The organism is Neptuniibacter sp. PT8_73, assembly GCF_047778045.1.
Classification (GTDB): domain Bacteria; phylum Pseudomonadota; class Gammaproteobacteria; order Pseudomonadales; family Balneatricaceae; genus Neptuniibacter.
Genome location: NZ_CP180545.1, coordinates 1,218,864 through 1,237,577 on the forward strand (window position 1 = coordinate 1,218,864; position 18,714 = coordinate 1,237,577).

At 45.3% G+C, this 18,714-nt stretch carries 17 protein-coding genes; 11 read left to right on the top strand and 6 right to left on the bottom strand.

The genetic code is table 11. The features are described from left to right. Positions 1-74: 74 nt before the first annotated feature. The 9 genes from cobN to ACMXYN_RS05315 all read left to right on the top strand — a co-directional run bounded on the left by cobN (position 75) and on the right by ACMXYN_RS05315 (position 12,395). The gene (gene cobN / locus ACMXYN_RS05275; protein WP_415893812.1) at positions 75-3,935 is read left to right on the top strand and encodes a cobaltochelatase subunit CobN; all 3,861 of its coding nucleotides are present in this window, start codon (positions 75-77) and stop codon (positions 3,933-3,935) included. A gap of 150 nt (positions 3,936-4,085) precedes the next feature. Then, complete coding sequence (locus ACMXYN_RS05280; protein ID WP_415893813.1) at positions 4,086-5,603, top strand: cobyric acid synthase; 1,518 nt, start codon at positions 4,086-4,088, stop codon at positions 5,601-5,603. Further along, positions 5,600-6,559: an adenosylcobinamide-phosphate synthase CbiB gene (cbiB, locus tag ACMXYN_RS05285; protein ID WP_415893814.1), complete on the top strand. Its 960-nt coding sequence runs from the start codon at positions 5,600-5,602 to the stop codon at positions 6,557-6,559. The genes ACMXYN_RS05280 and cbiB overlap by 4 nt, the downstream gene beginning before the upstream one ends. Next, complete coding sequence (locus ACMXYN_RS05290; protein ID WP_415893815.1) at positions 6,556-7,704, top strand: threonine-phosphate decarboxylase; 1,149 nt, start codon at positions 6,556-6,558, stop codon at positions 7,702-7,704. Before cbiB ends, ACMXYN_RS05290 begins: the two co-directional genes overlap by 4 nt. Positions 7,705-7,762: 58 nt before the next feature. Further along, positions 7,763-8,944, top strand: a complete 1,182-nt coding sequence (locus tag ACMXYN_RS05295; protein ID WP_415893816.1) for a sirohydrochlorin chelatase — start codon at positions 7,763-7,765, stop codon at positions 8,942-8,944. Positions 8,945-9,327: 383 nt separating this feature from the next. After that, on the top strand, positions 9,328-10,215 hold the full coding sequence (locus ACMXYN_RS05300; protein ID WP_415893817.1) for a hypothetical protein: 888 nt from the start codon (positions 9,328-9,330) through the stop codon (positions 10,213-10,215). A gap of 53 nt (positions 10,216-10,268) precedes the next feature. Further along, a complete protein-coding gene (locus tag ACMXYN_RS05305) occupies positions 10,269-11,513 on the top strand; it encodes a pentapeptide repeat-containing protein (RefSeq protein ID WP_415893818.1) in 1,245 nt (414 codons plus the stop codon). 188 nt (positions 11,514-11,701) lie between these two features. Next, on the top strand, positions 11,702-11,842 hold the full coding sequence (locus ACMXYN_RS05310) for a hypothetical protein (protein ID WP_415893819.1): 141 nt from the start codon (positions 11,702-11,704) through the stop codon (positions 11,840-11,842). Positions 11,843-11,960: 118 nt separating this feature from the next. Further along, complete coding sequence (locus ACMXYN_RS05315) at positions 11,961-12,395, top strand: lysozyme inhibitor LprI family protein (protein ID WP_415893820.1); 435 nt, start codon at positions 11,961-11,963, stop codon at positions 12,393-12,395. A gap of 120 nt (positions 12,396-12,515) precedes the next feature. Here the strand turns inward: ACMXYN_RS05315 and ACMXYN_RS05320 are convergent, their stop codons facing one another. Genes ACMXYN_RS05320 through ACMXYN_RS05330 form a run of 3 tightly spaced genes read right to left on the bottom strand, consistent with a single transcriptional unit; the run spans position 12,516 to position 13,759 of the window. Then, the gene (locus tag ACMXYN_RS05320; protein ID WP_415893821.1) at positions 12,516-12,713 is read right to left on the bottom strand and encodes a tautomerase family protein; all 198 of its coding nucleotides are present in this window, start codon (positions 12,711-12,713) and stop codon (positions 12,516-12,518) included. Between the two features lie 55 nt (positions 12,714-12,768). Beyond that, positions 12,769-13,164 carry a nuclear transport factor 2 family protein gene (locus ACMXYN_RS05325; RefSeq protein WP_415893822.1) on the bottom strand — a complete coding sequence of 132 codons (396 nt, stop codon included), beginning with the start codon at positions 13,162-13,164 and terminating at the stop codon, positions 12,769-12,771. Then, on the bottom strand, positions 13,154-13,759 hold the full coding sequence (locus tag ACMXYN_RS05330) for a glutathione S-transferase family protein (RefSeq protein WP_415893823.1): 606 nt from the start codon (positions 13,757-13,759) through the stop codon (positions 13,154-13,156). Before ACMXYN_RS05330 ends, ACMXYN_RS05325 begins: the two co-directional genes overlap by 11 nt. Positions 13,760-13,870: 111 nt before the next feature. Here ACMXYN_RS05330 and ACMXYN_RS05335 point away from each other — a divergent pair, with 111 nt between their 5' ends. Both ACMXYN_RS05335 and ACMXYN_RS05340 read left to right on the top strand, forming a co-directional pair. Continuing rightward, entirely contained in the window at positions 13,871-14,755 is an 885-nt protein-coding gene (locus ACMXYN_RS05335; protein WP_415893824.1) for a LysR family transcriptional regulator, read from the top strand. A 233-nt stretch (positions 14,756-14,988) separates the two neighbouring features. Then, positions 14,989-15,765: a substrate-binding periplasmic protein gene (locus tag ACMXYN_RS05340; RefSeq protein WP_415893825.1), complete on the top strand. Its 777-nt coding sequence runs from the start codon at positions 14,989-14,991 to the stop codon at positions 15,763-15,765. 140 nt (positions 15,766-15,905) lie between these two features. Here the strand turns inward: ACMXYN_RS05340 and ACMXYN_RS05345 are convergent, their stop codons facing one another. The 3 genes from ACMXYN_RS05345 to ACMXYN_RS05355 all read right to left on the bottom strand — a co-directional run bounded on the left by ACMXYN_RS05345 (position 15,906) and on the right by ACMXYN_RS05355 (position 18,664). Further along, positions 15,906-16,304, bottom strand: coding sequence for a CBS domain-containing protein (locus ACMXYN_RS05345; protein ID WP_415893826.1), 399 nt, complete (start codon positions 16,302-16,304; stop codon positions 15,906-15,908). 282 nt (positions 16,305-16,586) lie between these two features. Then, complete coding sequence (locus tag ACMXYN_RS05350) at positions 16,587-17,417, bottom strand: HDOD domain-containing protein (protein ID WP_415893827.1); 831 nt, start codon at positions 17,415-17,417, stop codon at positions 16,587-16,589. Positions 17,418-17,440: 23 nt separating this feature from the next. Next, positions 17,441-18,664 carry an EAL domain-containing protein gene (locus ACMXYN_RS05355; RefSeq protein WP_415893828.1) on the bottom strand — a complete coding sequence of 408 codons (1,224 nt, stop codon included), beginning with the start codon at positions 18,662-18,664 and terminating at the stop codon, positions 17,441-17,443. Positions 18,665-18,714 lie beyond the last annotated feature (50 nt).

Consider the following 18,714-nt stretch of genomic DNA (forward strand, 5'->3'; position numbering starts at 1 on the left):
AGTTTAGAGAGCCTAACCACTAGCAGCTGCGCAGCAGCGTTCTAGTAGCGAAGCGTTCTCGTCACTGATTATTTATGCACCTATTAGCAGCGCAACCGGGCGGGTTTGTCGACGATGAAGGCATCATCGACTTAAACCAGACACCGGCCGATATGATCATTCTCTCTGCAGCCGATAGCTCGCTTGCCGCGCTGTCCGATGCTGCGTGTCTTTTTGCGGACGAGCAGATTGAAGGGGAAGTGGGTAATCAACCGTCGGTACGTCTGGCCAACTGGATGCAGCTGCTAAAACCCGCTGCTTGTGATCTGTATGAGCATAAAGTTCTGGAGCAATCTAAAGTGGTTGTTCTGTCTCTCTTAGGTGGTGCGAGTTACTGGCAATATGGCTTCGAACGCCTGCAAGCATGGGCGCAAGCGGATAGTAGCCGTACGCTTATCATCGTGCCGGGGGATGATACCCCCGATCCAGAACTGTTCTGCGCTAGTTCGGTCAGCGATAGCGAAGCGATGCGGATCTGGCGCTACCTTCGTGAAGGCGGTGTGGATAACAGTCTGCAACTGCTGAACTGCTTAACCGATCAATACTTGCAGCAAGAGCGTCTCTGGCATGAGCCAAGGCCGCTGCCTAAATGCATGATCTATCTGCCTGCTGCTAGTAACACGTCAAAAAATACTGTGCAGGCGGCAACCTTACCAGAGTGGCAACAACGCCAATGCGATACGAATAAGCCGGTAGCCCTGCTGTTGTTCTACCGTAGCCATCTGCAAAGTGGTAATACCCGCATGTTTGATCAACTGATCAAACAACTAGAAAGCAACGGCTTAGCACCATTACCCATCGCGATTGCCTCACTTAAAGATGCGGAATCTTTAGCGCTAGTGAATGCACTTCTAGAACAGAGCGGTGCCAACCTGATTATCAACAGCACCGGCTTTGCCTCCAATACAGTAGCAAGCCCAGATCTGTGTTCGCAGCCGAGTGAGTTTTACTCGCCATTTGTGCGCAAAGTGCCTGTTCTGCAGTTGGTTCTTTCCAGTAGTACCGAAGAGGATTGGCTAACGCATTCACAAGGTTTACGTAGCCGTGATATCGCCATGCAGGTGGTTCTGCCAGAGATGGATGGCAGGGTGCATACCCGTGCACTGAGCTTTAAAACCGAAGATCACTTTGATGAGCGCAGCCAAGTTTCAGTGGTGCGTTATCAACTCCATCAAGAACGCGCAGGTTTTGTGGCGCAGTTAGCGCTTAGGTTCGCTCAGCTAGCAAACAAGCCCAATCCTGAAAAGCGCATCGCGCTGATTTTGGCCAACTACCCAACCAAAGATGGCCGTATCGGCAATGGTGTAGGTTTAGATACGCCGGCATCCGCGGTGAATATTTTAAGAGCGTTGGAAGCATCAGGTTATCCACTGCGGGATATTCCTGAAAATGGCGATGCTTTAATTCAGGAACTGCTAGGTGCAGTCACGAATAACCCGAATACGCTACACAATCTGCCGTGCTGGCAGAGTATGTCGCTGGAGGATTATCAGCGCTGTTTTGCTCAGCTGCCTGAGGCCTGCCAACAAGCGGTGATCGATCAGTGGGGCGCGCCGCAGCAGGATATTAAATACCGTGATGGTCGTTTGATGCTTTCCGGTATTCGCTTAGGTGAAACCTTTATCGGTATCCAGCCAGCCCGTGGTTTTAATATCGATCTGGTCGCTAACTACCACGATCCTGATTTGATTCCACCGCATAACTATCTGGCATTCTATTTCTGGTTACGTGAATGCTATCAAGTGGATGCCGTGGTGCATGTAGGTAAGCACGGTAACTTAGAGTGGTTGCCGGGTAAGGGCAGTGCACTGTCAGAAGAGTGTTGGCCAGATATTGCGTTAGGGCCAATGCCACACTTCTATCCATTTATCGTCAATGATCCCGGCGAAGGCGCGCAGGCGAAACGTCGTACCCAAGCGGTGATTATTGATCATCTTATGCCGCCGATGACCCGCGCCGAAACCTACGGCGAAATGGCCGTACTGGAAGGGCTGGTGGATGAGTATTACCAAGCGATGGGGATGGATGATAAGCGTCAGCAATGGTTGCGTGATGAGATCCTAAAACAGGTAAAAAATACCCATCTATTAGAAGAACTAGGCCAAACGTCCGATGATGAAGATGCCGTTCTAAACGAACTGGATGCCTACCTCTGTGATATCAAAGAGGCGCAGATCCGTCATGGTCTGCACCGTCTTGGCGAACTGCCTGAAAGCGAAAAACTAGCAGATACGTTAGTGGCATTGTTACGTCTGCCAAGGGGCGATGATCCTGATAGTCAGGGTATTCTGCATAACTTAGTGCAGGATCTGAATCTTACAGTCGAGAGCGAATATTTCGACCCGCTAGAAGCAGGCAGCAAAAACTGGGTAGGTGAAAAACCAGCACAACTCGCTGAACTTAGCGAAGATGACTGGCGCAGTGAAGCCGATACCCGTGAGCGTTTGGAGCTATTCGCGGCTAAGTTAGTAACAGACTATGTCTTGGCAGATACAACGCTAGACCGTTTAAGTGGTCTGCCAAGAACAGCAAAACAACTGGCTTATGCTCGTGCGACTATCCACAAGGCCTTACTGCAAAGTGCTGAGCTAGAGATCGAATCGCTAATTGCTGGTTTAGGCGGTGAGTTTGTAAATCCGGGCCCAAGTGGCGCACCGACTCGTGGTCGTTTAGATACCCTGCCTACAGGTCGAAATTTCTACTCGGTGGATAACCGTTCTATCCCATCTCCTGCAGCATGGGCGATTGGCGAGCGTTCCGCTCAAGCGCTGATCGAGCGACATCTGCAAGAACATGGTGATTATCCGCGCACGCTGGGCCTATCGGTCTGGGGTACAGCAACCATGCGTACTGGCGGTGATGATATCGCACAGGCCTTTGCCTTGATGGGTGTTCGACCTATCTGGGCACCGGGCTCTAATCGTGTTGTCGATTTTGAGGTACTCAGCTCGCAGCTATTAGGTCGACCACGTGTCGATGTCACCCTACGCGTATCGGGTTTTTTCCGTGATGCTTTCCCTAACGTGATGAAGCTTTATGATTCTGCTGTGCAAGCCATAGCCGCGTTGGAAGAACCGGGTGATAGCAACACCATCGCGCAGAATATTCACAAGCGTGAGCAAGAGTTGTTAGAGCAAGGTATGTCATCTGAAGACGCGCAACGTCAGGCGAGCTACCGTGTTTTCGGCAGTAAACCGGGTGCATATGGAGCTGGCTTGCAGGGCTTGATCGATGAGCGCTGTTGGGAACAAAAAAGCGATCTGGCAGAGGCCTACTTAAACTGGGGCGGCTATGCCTACGGTAACCAAAAAGGCGATGGCGTGGCTGCACCGCAAGCGTTCCAGCATCAGCTATCGCAACTGGAAGCTGTGGTACAGAACCAAGATAACCGCGAACACGATCTGCTCGATTCAGATGATTACTACCAGTTCCAAGGCGGTATGAGCAACGCGGTTGAAGTCTATCGCGGTGAAGCACCACAGGTGTATCACAGCGACCACTCTAACCCGCAAAAGCCAAAGATTCGCACCCTAAAAGAAGAGCTGAACCGTGTAATCCGCTCCCGCCTTTTGAATCCAAAATGGATCAATGCCATGCAGGAACACGGTTATAAAGGTGCGTTCGAGATGACCGCCAGCGTTGATTATCTGTTTGCTTACGACGCCACCACTAACCTGATCGCCGATTATCAGTACGAAAAGGTCAGTGATGCACTGGTGTTCGATCAACAGAACCGCGAGTTCCTAGAGCAGCATAACCCCCATGCCCTAGAAGAGATGGCAGAACGCTTGCTAGAAGCAACTCAGCGTGGCTTATGGCAAGAGCCGGGGGAGTATTCGGAGAAGCTGCAAGACTTGTTGCTTGAACTAGATGAAAAGCAAGAGTCCGCGATGTAGGAGAGGCGTCCCGCCTCGATATTTTAATTATGTGCTTTGATTTAATGACGAACTTAAATAACAGAACATTCTTGGGCTTATCTTTTAGCTGTTCCAAGCAGGTTTCGGCTGATGTTAGCTGCCTTTTACGTGCGGAGCATAGGATCTGAAATGAGCACCTTTAAAAATCCGCACACCCTAATGGTTCAAGGCACCACGTCTGACGCTGGCAAAAGCATCGTCGTTACTGCGCTATGCCGTATTCTTGCTCGCCATAAAGTCTCTGTTGCGCCATTCAAACCTCAGAATATGGCGCTTAACAGTGCGGTAACCGCTGAGGGTGGTGAGATCGGCCGTGCTCAGGCGGTACAGGCTGAAGCCTGCTATCTACCAGCCTCAGTAGAGATGAATCCTGTACTTTTAAAACCGAACAGTGATATTGGTGCGCAGGTGATTCTGAACGGTAAAGCCATCGGTAATATGAAGGCGACTGAGTACCACGCGTTTAAGCCGAAACTGCTAACCGAAGTGGTGAAAAGCCACTCCCAGCTACAACAGAAATACAGTGCTGTGATTGTTGAAGGGGCGGGTAGTCCGGCCGAGATCAATCTGCGTGAGCACGATATCGCTAATATGGGTTTTGCCGAGGCAGTTGATTGCCCGGTGATTATTGTTGCAGATATCGATCGTGGTGGTGTGTTTGCCCATCTGTTGGGTACTTATGAACTACTGTCTGATTCCGAAAAAGCCCGCGTTAAAGGCTTTGTGATTAACCGTTTCCGCGGTGATGTCAGCCTGCTGCAATCCGGTTTGGATTGGTTGGAAGCGCAAACCGGCGTACCTGTTTTGTGCGTGATTCCTTATGTGATGAATCTGCATATCGAAGCGGAAGACGCGGTTAATCAGCAGCAAAAGAGCAACGGTGAGCAGCAACTTAAAGTGGTTGTACCGATCTATCCTCGCGCCAGTAACCATACCGACTTTGATGTGCTTCGAATGCACCCGCAGGTAGATTGCGAGTTTATCCGTGATCCACAACAGTTTACCGGAGCAGACCTTATCGTTCTTCCGGGCAGTAAGAATGTCCGTGGCGACCTTAACTGGTTAAAAGAGAATGGCTGGGACAAAGTGATTCAGCGTCACCTGCGTTTTGGCGGCAAGCTGATCGGTATTTGTGGTGGTTATCAAATGCTAGGGGAGTGGATTCACGACCCAGAGCAGATCGAATCCACCGCCGGTTCAAGCGAAGCCTTGGGTATTCTGCCGATGGAAACCACGCTAACTGGCAATAAAATGCTGCGTAATGTGAAGGGCGTGCTTTGCGGTACCGATACCCCTGTGACAGGTTATGAGATCCATGCCGGTATTAGTAGCGGCGAAGCCTTAGATAACCCGTTATTTGAGTTGAATGTTGAGGGTGTTATCCACACCGACGGTGTACGTGATCCAAGTGATCAGGTGCTTGGCACTTATCTACACGGCGTATTTGATCAACCCGAACTACTACAAGCGTGGCTAGATTGGGCTGGTTTGGATCAGCAGAATAGCTTTGATTACCCAGCCTTTCGCGAAGCGCAGATCAACCGTTTGGCGGATGAAGTCGAAGCGGTTATGCCAATAGACAAGTTACTCGGCCTGCTTGAATTACAAGCAGATGGCTTAGATGAAAAGGCAGGGGAACCTGCATGAGCATCGCTTTAAGTTTACTAATCGCGCTGCTCTTAGATTACTTCCTCAAAGAGCCTAAGCGATTCCATCCGCTGGTGGGCTTTGGCAATTTAGCCATAGCGATAGAGAAGAGATTAAATCAGGGGACTGCGGCCACAAACAGACAGAAGCGTGCCGGTATTATTGCGTGGTTATTGGCTGTTATACCGTTATCTTGCATCGCGTTGATTATTGATCTGTTGTTGTCAGGTTCGGCGGTTTTTTCTGCGGTAGTGGGCGGGGTAGTGCTGTACTTAGCGATCGGTTGGCAGAGCTTACTCAGTCATGCTTTAGCCATTGCTAAACCGCTTAATCAAGGAGATCTGGATAGCGCACGGAGCGCTGTAGGGATGATTGTTAGCCGTGATACCTCAGAACTAGATGAAAAAGCCGTAGCCTCTGCAGCAACTGAATCGGTATTAGAGAACGGTGCCGATGCGATTTTTGCGGCAATCTTCTGGTTCTGCCTTTTAGGTATCCCTGGGGTGGTGCTCTATCGCTTGAGTAATACATTGGATGCCATGTGGGGTTATAAAAACGAACGTTTCCTGCATTTTGGTTGGTGTGCGGCGCGTATCGATGATCTGTTGAATTTTATCCCTGCACGTCTTACTGCCCTAAGTTATGCACTAGTAGGTGAAACCAAGATCGCACTGGATAGCTGGAAGCAGCAAGCACCAACGTGGAAGAGTCCAAATGCTGGCCCTGTGATGGCTGCAGGGGCTGGTGCAATTAATGTCTCACTAGGTGGTGCTGCGATCTATCACGGTGAGGTTCAGCAGCGTCCACCACTGGGCCCTGTAGAAGGTGATCAACCTTCAGCAAAGAGTATCGAGGATGCCTGTGGTTTGGTGAACCGCGTACTGATGCTGTGGGGCATTGGCCTTTATGTAACACTGGCATTAGCGGTGGCGATTACTTCAGGGGTGAGCTCTTGAGTGATCTGATTCACGGTGGCGATTTGATCTCGGCATCTGCGCAATACGGTATTCCGGTCGAGGAGTGGTTAGATCTATCCACAGGGATCAACCCAGTACCTTACCCTGTACCTCAGGTAAGCGAACATTGCTTTCAGCAGTTACCTTATCAATCAGCTGAATTTAAAGCTGCGGTGAAAAGCTACTATGGCGCTGAAGGTGTAGCGGCTAATGGCACGCAGCAGATCATTGAGTTATTGCCATCAGTGCTACCGTCAGTGTCGCAAGAGTTACCGATCCTGCTACCGGATTGTGGTTACCAAGAACATCGCTATAGCTGGCAACAGCAGAAGCGAGAGCTGAATTATTATCCTGCAACTGATCAGATTGCCTCTGAGCAACGTATCCAACAGCAGCTAAATTCAGGTTCTGCAATGCACCTGTTACTGATCAATCCGAACAATCCTACAGGGATTAGATTCAGCCCAGAGCAGATCTATCGCTGGGCAGAGCAGATGCAGCAGGGTGCTTATCTTATTGTGGATGAAGCCTTTATTGATCTAAGCCCTGAACAGAGTGTTTTAAGTGATTATGATCGGTTTGAGCAGCTAGGTAATATCCTAGTGCTGAGGTCATTCGGTAAGTTCTTTGGTTTAGCGGGTATTCGTTTGGGTTTTGCCTTTGCTAATCAACAGATACTGCAAAAGTTACAAACGGAACTAGGCCCTTGGGCGGTGAATGGTCCAGCCCAAGCTGTAGCTATCGCTGCGCTAAACGATGTCAAATGGCAGGCTGAGGCTAGGCAGAAAATTAGACAAAATGCGCAAGCAACGCTAGAGCTTTGGCAGCCTTTGTTTAGAAAATTAGAGCTTGGAAAATTAGGGTTTGGGAAATTAGATGCAGAGCTTTTATCGTCTGACGACCTGTTTTTAACCGCTAAATTGGACGCTGAAAAAGCCAAGCAAATTTACCAATTTTTAGCCGAGCAGGGCATACTAATCCGCCTTGTTCTGGATGAAGAATTCAACTGTGATTTATCAGGCGATAAAGCACAGAGTGATAGCAAAAACTGTTTGCTGCGCAGTGGGTTAGTCGATACTCAAAATGCAGACCAGTGTCAGAAATTAAAACGGGTTATAAGTGAGTTATTACTTACACTGGAATGATCTATAAACGGGCTCATATTTGATTAAAAAGTCCGTACAATAACAATGTGTTTTACGAATGATTGGAGAAAGCCCTGTGCCTAAAAAAGGTATTATGGTGTGTGGTCACGGTAGCCGTGACAAAGATGCAGAAAGAGAGTTTGGTCGTGTTGCGGAAGGGTTAAAAAAACGCTTCCCTGATATGCCGGTAGAGTATGGTTTCCTAGAGTTTTCTGCACCGAATATTCATATGGGGCTTAACTCCCTAATTGAGCAAGGTGTAGAAGATATCTACGCCGTGCCGGGTATGCTATTTGCGGCAACCCACGCTAAAAACGATATCCCTTCTGTACTGACAACTTACGCTGAAAAGAATGAAGGCGTAAACGTTCACTACGGTAAAGAGCTAGGCCTTCACCCAGCAATGATCGAAGCCTTTCAGGCGCGTATCTACGAATCCCTAGGTTTAGACCCAGAAAACCCACCAGAGAATCTTTACGACACTATGCTGGTGGTTGTTGGCCGTGGTACTTCGGATACCGAAGCCAATGCCGAAGCGGCAAAACTAACCCGTATCGTTAACGAGAACATGGGCTTTGGTTGGGCTGATACGGTTTACTCTGGCGTAACTTACCCATCAGTTGGCGTAGGTCTTGAGCGTTTAATGAAGCTAGGCTTCAAAAAGATCGTGGTGGCACCTTACTTCCTATTCACAGGCCGTTTAATCAAACGAATCTTCGGTTATGTGGATAAAGTGGCAGAAGAAAACCAAGCGATCGAATTTATCAAAACGCCGTACCTAAATGATCACGACAAAGTGATCGACGCGTTTGAGATCCGTGTGCGTGAAATTCTGGATGATCTTCCACAAGGTGATGAAACCTTAATGGAATCCTTCCAGCGTCGTTTGGCTGCAGGTGAGGTTGATGTTCACCACCACCATGCTGAATTCAACCCAGATGCTGAGCATGGACACAGTCATGATCATAGCCACGATCATTCACATGGTCATCACCATCATCATGATCACTCGCACGGGCACTCTCATGGGCATTCACATAGCCATGAACACGGCCATTCTCACGAGCATGGTCATTCGCACGGTGTGTACAAACATATCGGTCATCCACTCGGCCCACGCACTATGATTGGCGAAGGCATCTGCTGCTGCTTTATGTCTCAGTTCCCAGAAGAGATTCTGGAAGAGGAGAAAGAGAAGGTGGGGCTTTGTAAGGCTGAGGATGCGCTAGCTCATAAGTAGTTAGTGGCTAGAGCGCTTCGCTTAAAGTGGCTAGGACGCTGCTTCGCAGCTAGAGAACGCTTCGCTTTTAGGACGCGGCTCTGCCGCTAGAGGACGCGACTGCGTCGCTAGAGAAAAAAATTTAAAAACCGGTTTTTGCCGGTTTTTTTGTGGGTGAAGGAATGCCTTACCTGCGAAGGCTGGTATCTACTGAAGTGTAGGAATTAAGATCAAAGAATAATGGGATAGGGGTGAAACTGTAGTTTTTTGTACTGTGAATGCTTCAATGGGTTAGATGATACTCTGGGAAGTAAGAATTAAAAAAATCAGTTTTATGGAAGATTCGTGCGGGGTGAGAGAATGATCTCGTATATAAAATTATTACTACACACGAAGAATCGGGCATGGAAGACGATAAAAATACTTTTGAAATAGTTATAGACTTCGAAAAAGGTGGCAGTCCGAATAGGGTCTTCCGGTCAATGGCTGATCTCATAGATTCCTTTCAGTCACTTGACTCTACTTTGGCTGAGGTCATTGGTCTTGAGATAGATAACACCCTCGTTCTCGAAGATATCGACAAAGGGTCTTTGAAAACCATAATTAGGAATTTAATCCATGATCTACCTGACGAAGATCTAAGAAATAGTGACTTCAAGAGAATTGGAGGACATTTTCTAGTCAAGGCGAAATACGCTGTTCTTAAGTGGTGCCAAGAAATCCCAAAACTTACGAGTCCTGAGCAAGTAGATGCACTTGAATGCGAGCTAGTTAAAATCGCAGAAGAATCAGAAATAAACCAGATTCCTGCTTATACCCCCCCAAACAGAGTGAAACTGTTGACTAATATTAGTTCCATTCAAAAATCTACAAAACACCTACAGGAAAATGACTCAGTAACTTTCAAATGTCCTGAAGGGGCTTCAAAGGTCACAGATGCTATCGAAATATCTGACGCTATTGTCGAAGATGTATTAACTAGAGAAGTTCTGGATGATAGAAGTACCGCAATTCTGAAAGTTAAAAAGCCCGATTACCTTGGTACCTCGAAATGGGTATTTAAATTTAAAGGGTGTGCCATTGATGTATCTATCACTCATCAAGAGTGGCTTGATAAGTTTCAAAATAAGGAGGTCTCAGTTCTGCCAGGAGATTCTATCAGGGGGATATTCGTGCAATATATATCCTACGGCCATGATAACGAAGTTCTTGGTATTCGTTATGAGCTGGAACACATTGATGAAGTTATTGAAGCAATGCCTTGCTCTCAAACCGGTTTTGAAAGGTTTTAGCAAGGTTCTTTAATAAGTGCGGTGCTATGTGTGGCGCTTAGCACAGAGTTGTCGTGATAAAGATAAAACTTGAAGTTCTAAATATAAAAGGCCATCAAATGAATAAATGTTGTTACAAACATAAGCTTCTTCCTAATGAAGAGTTAATAGAATCAGAAGAAAGCTGCCAATTTGATGTAGAAGAATTAATTTTAGTAGATGGAAAGTATTTTTGTCAGTTTCATTGCCCTGTGATTAATGATCAAAAGGAACTTACAGAAAAAGGGATGTGGAATGATGAAAAAATTGATAGATTTAACGATGATTTTTTTGAAGTAATTGGCATTACAGATGATAGGGAGTTCACTGGTGAAGGGAAAGTAGATGACTTTCGGGGTGTTGTTTTTCCGGGGGAAATAGATTTTTCTGACGTACAGTTTAAGGCGCCAGTTGATTTCAGTAACTGTGAATTTATAGGTGAATCGTACTTTACGGACGCAGTTTTTTCTGATGATGTTATTTTTACATATTCAACATTTAGAAAATCGACAAATTTTTATAATTGTAGATTTGATAGAGGGTTAGACTTTTTATATTGCATGGTTTTAGAAAGTATAAATTTTCAGTATACAAATAAATCTGACCATGAAGATCAAGAGGAAAGGCAGGTAATAAAGACAATCAATATGTCAGATTCAGTTTTTATTGGAGATGCATATTTTGATAATCGAGAGTTTAAGGGTAAGACCGATTTTAGAAGGTGTACCTTTTCAACTGCCCCAAGTTTTTATGGGTGTGAATTGCACCAAGAAACTTTTTTTCCGCCATTTAGTAATTTTCTTGATACTAGTTCATCTGAGGCATTTCAGAAATATAGAGTACTGAGATTGTCTATGGAAAATGTAAGAAACAGGGTTGATGAAGGTTCTTTTTTCGCTCTTGAACAGCGAAGTCTAAGGCTATCATCGGGCTTTGCTGATAAGTATTTATCATTATCTTTTATATATGAAAAATGTTCTTTATATGGAACTAGTGTGTCTAGGCCGATGATTATTCTGTTATGCTTTTTGTCGTTTTTTTCATTTAATTATTACTATTTCTTTGATATTGAATTTGTTGAGGCAGTCGAATTCTCAATCCAGCAGGTTGTCCGGCCATTTACGAGCTGGAATTCAAAAGAAGCTGAGTACCTAGGTAAAATTTTTATAATTAGTGATTTTTTCGCCTTGAGATTGATAGCAACCTTACAATCATTAGTTTCTTTAATGCTTATTGCTCTTTCTATTCTTGCTGCTAGGTGGCGGTTCAAAAGAGGATGAAATGGGGGGTGTTGGTTTATCCACTTTAAGAACCTCAGGGTCACCCATTAGCCGTTTCCGGTCAAGGGAAGGACTTCAGGAAGGACCTCAGAGAATTAAAGGGGTCAGAGCCCTTTTTCTTGTTTGCTTTATACCTAGTTGGGTGTGATATGGTTTTGTGATCATTTTATCGGTTCAGGGAAGAAGCGATGCCAAGAAAACCACGATTCTATTTGCCGGGTATTCCGGTTCATCTTGTACAGCGGGGCCATTCCCGTGAGCCTGTTTTCTTCGAAGCAGAAGATTATGCGACCTACGAACCTCAGGGCCAGGTCTTGCATTGTGCATAAATTCAAGGGGGCAGCTTAAGATCGTTCTGATCTCTTAAGATTAGATCCCTTAAGATCTTAAAGATCGAATGGTCGACTTGCATTGAGTCTTTATAGTATTGCACTATGGTTTATGCCTATGGATGTAGGTCAATTCTATGAATTAAAAGGAATTATTGTGAAAAGAACTATCCTAGCCAGTTTACTTTTAGTATCTACTCCAATCTATGCAGGTGTTGCTTATGATGCTTGTAAAAATATGCCTCCACCAATGATGAACAGTGTTGCATGTATGGGCGATACACTTAAATCTGTTGATAAGACTCTTGAATCTACTCAAAGTAGGCTTCTTACTTTATCTAAGAATAGTTACCCAGTTAGTGATAAGGAATATGTAAGAATTCATAATACTTTTTTGGACTACCGTGATCGTCAATGTAGTTCTTTTGGCCAGTCAATTGGCCAAGGCGGTACTGGGGCAGGGTCAATGATGCTAGAAGATGATTGTAAGATTGAATTAACTAGACAGCGAATCGATTATTTACGCCAGATGATTAGTGAATATTACGAGTAGTTTTTATAAATGAGACTAGAGTAAGTTTTAACTCTGCTCATTATCGGATCAACTTAGCACTCATCAGATAATAAAACCGGCTATATGCCGGTTTTATTTGTTGGATCCTTACAAACCCGATTACCTCTTCCTTATCTCAGTAACTGTCTCGTAGCCTACACCCCAGTTATCGGTATTTACTTCGTCGATTACAACAAAGGTTGATTGAGGGTCTTTGTTTAGGACTTCTTGTAACAGTTTTGTGGTGCCTTTGATTAGCGCCTTTTTCTCGGCTTGGGTTACGCCTTCGTCGGTAATTTTGATATTCACGTATGGCATTTTAGATTCTCTTGCAGATGAGTTACTGGTCAGAATATTCTCTGTGGCAGGTGCTTTATACGGAAGCTACGTTGGTTGTTTGGGTGATGTCTGTATACATCTTGTTCACGATTAACCAGCGGCCTTGTTCTTTTAGTAAGCCTAAAAAATCGATATAGAAATAATCGAATAATGGGCATTCCAGTTTAACCATCGCTTGGTCGTGGATGATCTCAATAGACAGGATCTTAAAGTTAAATGGCTGACCGAGTGACTCTGGTGTTGCTCGGGTTTCGACATCTTTAAGCCAGCGTTCTAGAGAGCGGAAATTACCTGGGCTTTTTAGCATGGCCGTTGGGTGAAAGATCGCTTTCAGTTGGCTCCTGTTGCCCTGATACAAACCGGTAAAATAGCTGTTGATGATGGTACGAATCATCGTGAAGTCATCATCTATGGCAGGGTTAATTGTCATTTTCGGCCTCCATCAGCAGGGCTTGCTTAAATGTAGGTCTTTCAATAACGCGGTTGAGCATGGCTGTGGTACGTGAACCCAGTTTGATCTCAACAGGAAAATACTCACCCCAACGTGAATAAACGGCCAGCATAATATCAGCCGCTGATACTGATTCTCCACCGAGGTAGCTATAGTTTTCTAGTTGAGCTTCTACTGATTCCCATAATGAATTGATGGCGTTAGCGGCGGCGTTTAAGGCCTTATCCTTCTCAGGCCCTTCGGTCATATTTTGAGAGATAAAGAATAGTCTGCTGTAGGCAGGGTGCATTGTCGCATTGGCAAACATAATGTCCTGAATCGCTTTTTGCTGATCCTTTTCGTCCTGAGGGAACAGCTGATTGGCTTTAGAGCGCAAGAGGTAAAGCATGATGGCTGCACCTTCTGTCAGCGTTTTACCCTCATCTATAAGCACGGGCACATTACCCACAGGGTTTATTGCTGAGAAGTCAGTAACCTTATTTTTGTTAATCAGGGTGACAGGCTCATCCATCTCTAACAAAACAGTTAGCGTTGCGAGTGAGCATGCGTTTGGCAGGTAATACAAGGTGTACATAGGTTTCTCCTGATTAGGTCAGATCGTAAAAGACAGAATCAGAATAAATGACTTGCTAGGTTTCATATATATCTACAATATGAACGTACTGTTCACATATTGGAAACTACTATGGATAAACTTAGGGCAATGTCGCTGTTCATTCGCTTAGCTGAGCGGGGGAGCTTTACTGAAGTCGCTGAAGAGCTTGGCTTGTCGAAGTCGATGGTGAGTAAAGAGATCAGTCGGTTAGAGACAGAAATCGGTGCCCGATTAATTCATCGATCTACACGATCGTTACAGTTAACTACTATTGGCGAGGGGTACTTACGTCATTGTCATGAGATTTTAGAACGGATTGATGACGCTGAAAGCTTTGTCCAGGGGGCGCAAGATTTACCTCGAGGAAAGCTAAAAATTAATGCGCCAATGGCTTTAGGTATCTCGCATCTAAGCCAAGTTTTTTCCGACTTTATGCGTGAATACCCTGACATCGAATTGGATATCCATCTTGATGATGCCCCCGTTGATCTGATTGAAAATGGTTTCGACCTTGGCTTTAGAGCTGCAAGCCGTCAATTTGATTCCGGTTATGTTGGTAAGCCGTTAATGGAATTTAGCTATAAGGTGTGTGCATCTGAAGACTACTTAATAGAACACGGCCCGATTGCGACGGTTGAAGAGCTGTCGGAGCATAACTGTTTTATCTATAGCTATTTCAGAGGGCAGGATATTTGGCCGCTTGGTGAGGGTGTAAAGGTCGGTGGCAATCTACGCGTGAACAGCACGCCCTTTATGCTTGATGTCGTGAAAGATGGCTTAGGTATCGGTTTTATACCTGACTTTATTGCGGGAAATGCGATTCGCGAAGGGCAGGTTGTGGAGTTACTTAGTAACGTAGAAAGACCACGCTTAACCCTTTATGCCATGTATCCGGCTAGACGACTGACCCCTCCCAAAATTAAGCTGTGTATTAGCTTTTTAGAACGCTGGTTTGAGGAAAACTGGGCAGGATAAATGAGAAACACTGTCAGGGATAATGCCTGATAGGCAGCTGATTGATCAGCAATGGACTTTATCAAATTGGACAAAAACTAATCTACTCTAAGTTATCGTCTATCCTGAAACTAGGTATTTATCGCCAAAGTTGAATCAAATCTGTTTAGAGGTTGATCAGGGATAACGTACTGATTTTACTGTTTCGCTAGATCACCATACATACAGCTTATGCCGCTAGTTTAGGGTTAGTTATGCTTTTGAAAAGATATGCAGTCTTATGTCTACTCTTGTTTTTCTCGGCTAATGCCATCTCTGATAAGTTAACGATCAGTGTTCAGGAGTTCCCGCCGTTTATTACTGTTGAGCAAGGCAGAGTGACAGGCGCTTTTGCTGAAATTTTAGAGAAAATTTCACTTCATTCAGAGATTGAAATTGAAACCCTCTTACATCCGAATCGGAGATCTAAGGCCCTCTTAAAGGAAGGCTACGTTAATGCCAACTTTCCTCTTGGTTGGAACGAGGAAAGAGACAAATGGTTACATTGGTCTTTGCCATTGATGAGTACTGAATACGGGTTCTTTACCCGCACAAATGAGGCTAAAGAATACAAATCTATCGAGTCATTTTCGGACTTGAAGGTGGGTGTTTTTGGGCCTTCAAATACCTCTTATTCATTGGAACGTTTAAGTGAAGACTTAGAGGAAAAGGGCCTCGGACCTATCAATGTGAAAATGCTACCCAATAGTAACGGTCAGAATCTAAAGAAGCTGGTGGCTAAAAGAATTGATGCCGTTTACTTGAACAGAGATTTGGGTGAGTACCAAATTAAAGCATTAGAGATTGTTGGGGCTGAGTATTTATTGGGTGTTGAACAGATCAATTATTACATAGGGTTCTCAAAGGAGAATACGAGTAAAGAGCTAGTGGATAAATTCAATGAAAGTATTCGCTACCTGAAAGATAAAGGTGAAATAGGCACGATTTTAAGTACCTATAATATTCGAGCTGCACATGAAGAGATTGAGTGAATTCTTTAAGTGATAAGCGGACGCTGCCCCCTTTAATTCCTCCCATCAATCCACTCGTTTGAAACGAGAAGCTCAGTCAAAGTGACACCATCGGTAAAGCAAAATGATGTGTCACTTCTCTGATCTTAATAAGGCCTGCTTTAACCTATTTGGCTTACTAGATAATCAAGTACATGACGGCGGGTAAGTACGCCAACCAGCTTATCGCTTTCGTCTACGACTGGATAAGTTTTAGGTTTGGCATCTAGCATCTGTTGTGCCACAGAGAGTAAGTCATCACTGGTTTTAATGGTTAAAACATCGGTGCTCATGATCTCATTTACAGTAGCAACACGTTGATCAAGATAAGCCACCTGAACTGTGACTTTGAGACAGTCCTGTTCAGAGATCCAGCCCACTAAGGACCCTGTCTCATTAATGACAGGTCCACCGAGTAAGGTTTTTTTCGTCAGGTTACGTGTCGCTTCGGCAACCGGCATATTTGGGGTGATTTTGGCAAAATCTGCCGACATACAATCTGAAACTTTTTGTAAATCCATTTCTGACTCCTGATCAACTGTCGAACCGGCGGCGTTTACCTTTGTCTTTGCACTATGTTGGTGCTAAGTGCGGTGAGGTGCCGGAATATGTGCATTTAAAATAGCTAATTTGCCCTTTGTTGGGGCCTGTGTCCTACATAAGGGATAACAGCAATAACTAAGCCAAGGCCCAGTCATTAAGAGGGGAATCAGACTAAGGTGTAGTTTGAATCGCTAGGAGTAAAACGGGGGCAGGATTAAGAGTCGGATAAATAATCTGACCCCCATTTTAAGATTGGTGTACTAGTTCGACAGATAAACCCCAATCAGAGATTTCTTCTCTTCTGTGATGGCTTCCTGCATCTCTTGCAACGCTTCTTCTGTAATCGGGTTTTCCACATGTTGATTGCAGAGTTCTAGTGCGGCGTTGATCTTTGCTTCCTCTCCACAGGCCATCGCATTAGCCATATAAACGCAGAGTACGGTTGGTTCTGGCGAATTAGTTAGATCGAGTTCGTGGTGTTGTTTTACCGCGTTAGATAGAAGCTCGGGTAGGTTCCAGGAGCGGATCAGTTCGGCACCGGCTTCGGTATGGTCAAAACCAATTAGATCCTGTTCCTGTTGTGGTATCTGGTTTGGCCAGATTTTCTGGATCTCTTCTAACTGATCTTTACAGGCTTGGACGATCACTAGTTTCCCGACATCGTGTAGAAGGCCTGCGATAAACAGGGCTTCCTGTTCTTGTCGATTCGCCCAGTGTTTGCCCAAGGTTTTTGCAGCTATAGCAACGTGTAGGCTGTAGTCCCAGAATTCGTTGATCGAGAAGCCGGTTTCTCGTACGTCTTCAAACTGTTTTACCACGCTAGAACCTAGGACTAGGTTTTTAAAGTCCTTAAGGCCAACGAGTGATATAGCGTGAGAGATGGTGGATATCTGGCTTGGGAATCCATAAAAAGAGCTGTTCACAATCGCTAGCAGTTTGGTGGAGATACCTGCATCCAGTTTTACTATTTCGGCTAGCTCATTATTGGTTGTCGTTGGTTGATCGATCTTTACGGTGATCTTTTGATAGATCGCTGGTAGTGAGATCACAGATTTACAACGTAGAATCGCTTTATTCAGATTTTTATTCATAGTTCTTATTCGGTCGGCTTCTTTCAGAGGTTGAGCTGTTTCTGAATTAAGGCAATAAATTCATCTTTAGGAACGGGCCTAGCGTAGTAGTAACCTTGTCCGAAATCGCAGTTAAAGGCCTGAAGCATAGTTTGGTCTTTTTCCTCTTCAACCCCTTCTGCGATAGTGCTCATCTCCAAGGATTCGGCCAAAGTGCACAGGGTACGTACTATGGCTTTACTGGTTGGATTGTCGGCCATGGTGGAGACAAAGGAGCGGTCGATCTTAATACTGTCGATTGGGAAGCGGTGAAGGTAGCTGAAACTGGAATAGCCGGTACCGAAATCGTCCAATGCGATTTTACAGCCGAAGCGTTTAAAATCTGTAAGTATCTGCGATATACGCAGTGGATCTGACATTAAAAGGGTTTCGGTAATCTCAAGCTTAAAGTTAGCGAGCTCTATATCGTGATCCAGCAGGTAATCGGTTAGATCATCAACCTGACGGTCGGTCTCAATTTGACGACTAGAGAGGTTAACACTGACAAAGAAAGGATCTTCTTTATTCGCCAACTGATTGAATTCATTCACAGCTTGGTGCGCTTCGGAGAAAATCCAGTGGCCGATCGGTTCGATCAAGCCAGTTTCTTCGGCTAAGGCGATAAACTGAATAGGAGGTACTAGACCGCGATCGGGATCTTGCCAGCGGATTAGCGCTTCACAACCAAGGATCGTGCCCGTTTCTAGATCGACAATGGGTTGGTAGAACAGGCGAAGTTCGTTGTTATCTAAAGCTTCACGTAAGCGTTGTTCTTCAGTGACACGGCGAACGGCCATCTCGGTTTGTTCTTTGAGACGGTCGTTTTCTAGTTTTGGTTTTACTTCGATGCTTTCGATTGAACCGCCTGCTGAGATGGTATCAAAGTGACCTTTCATCTCTCGATAACGCTGCAGTACGATCTGCATCAGCAGGTTTACGGTGGGGTCTGCTGTACCAATTAAGCGGTGAATGTACTCTTTTGGAATTACGATTAACTCGGCATCGCTTAATACCGTGGCGGTAGCTGTTCGAACACCGTCATCGATCAGGGCCATCTCCCCGAGAATATCGCCATGCTGTGCTATAGCGAAGCGAACATCGCGATCCTTAACTTTGGTGGATACGCCTACTTCGCCGCTGTCTACGATATATGCACGGTCGCCGGCTTCTCCTTCCTGAAATATCACAGCGCCAGCAGGCAGCTGAATTCGATAACCTTCAGTTTCCAAAACGAGGTTCCTCTTTGGTCATGCAATTTTATAAGCACTGCGTTCCTTAG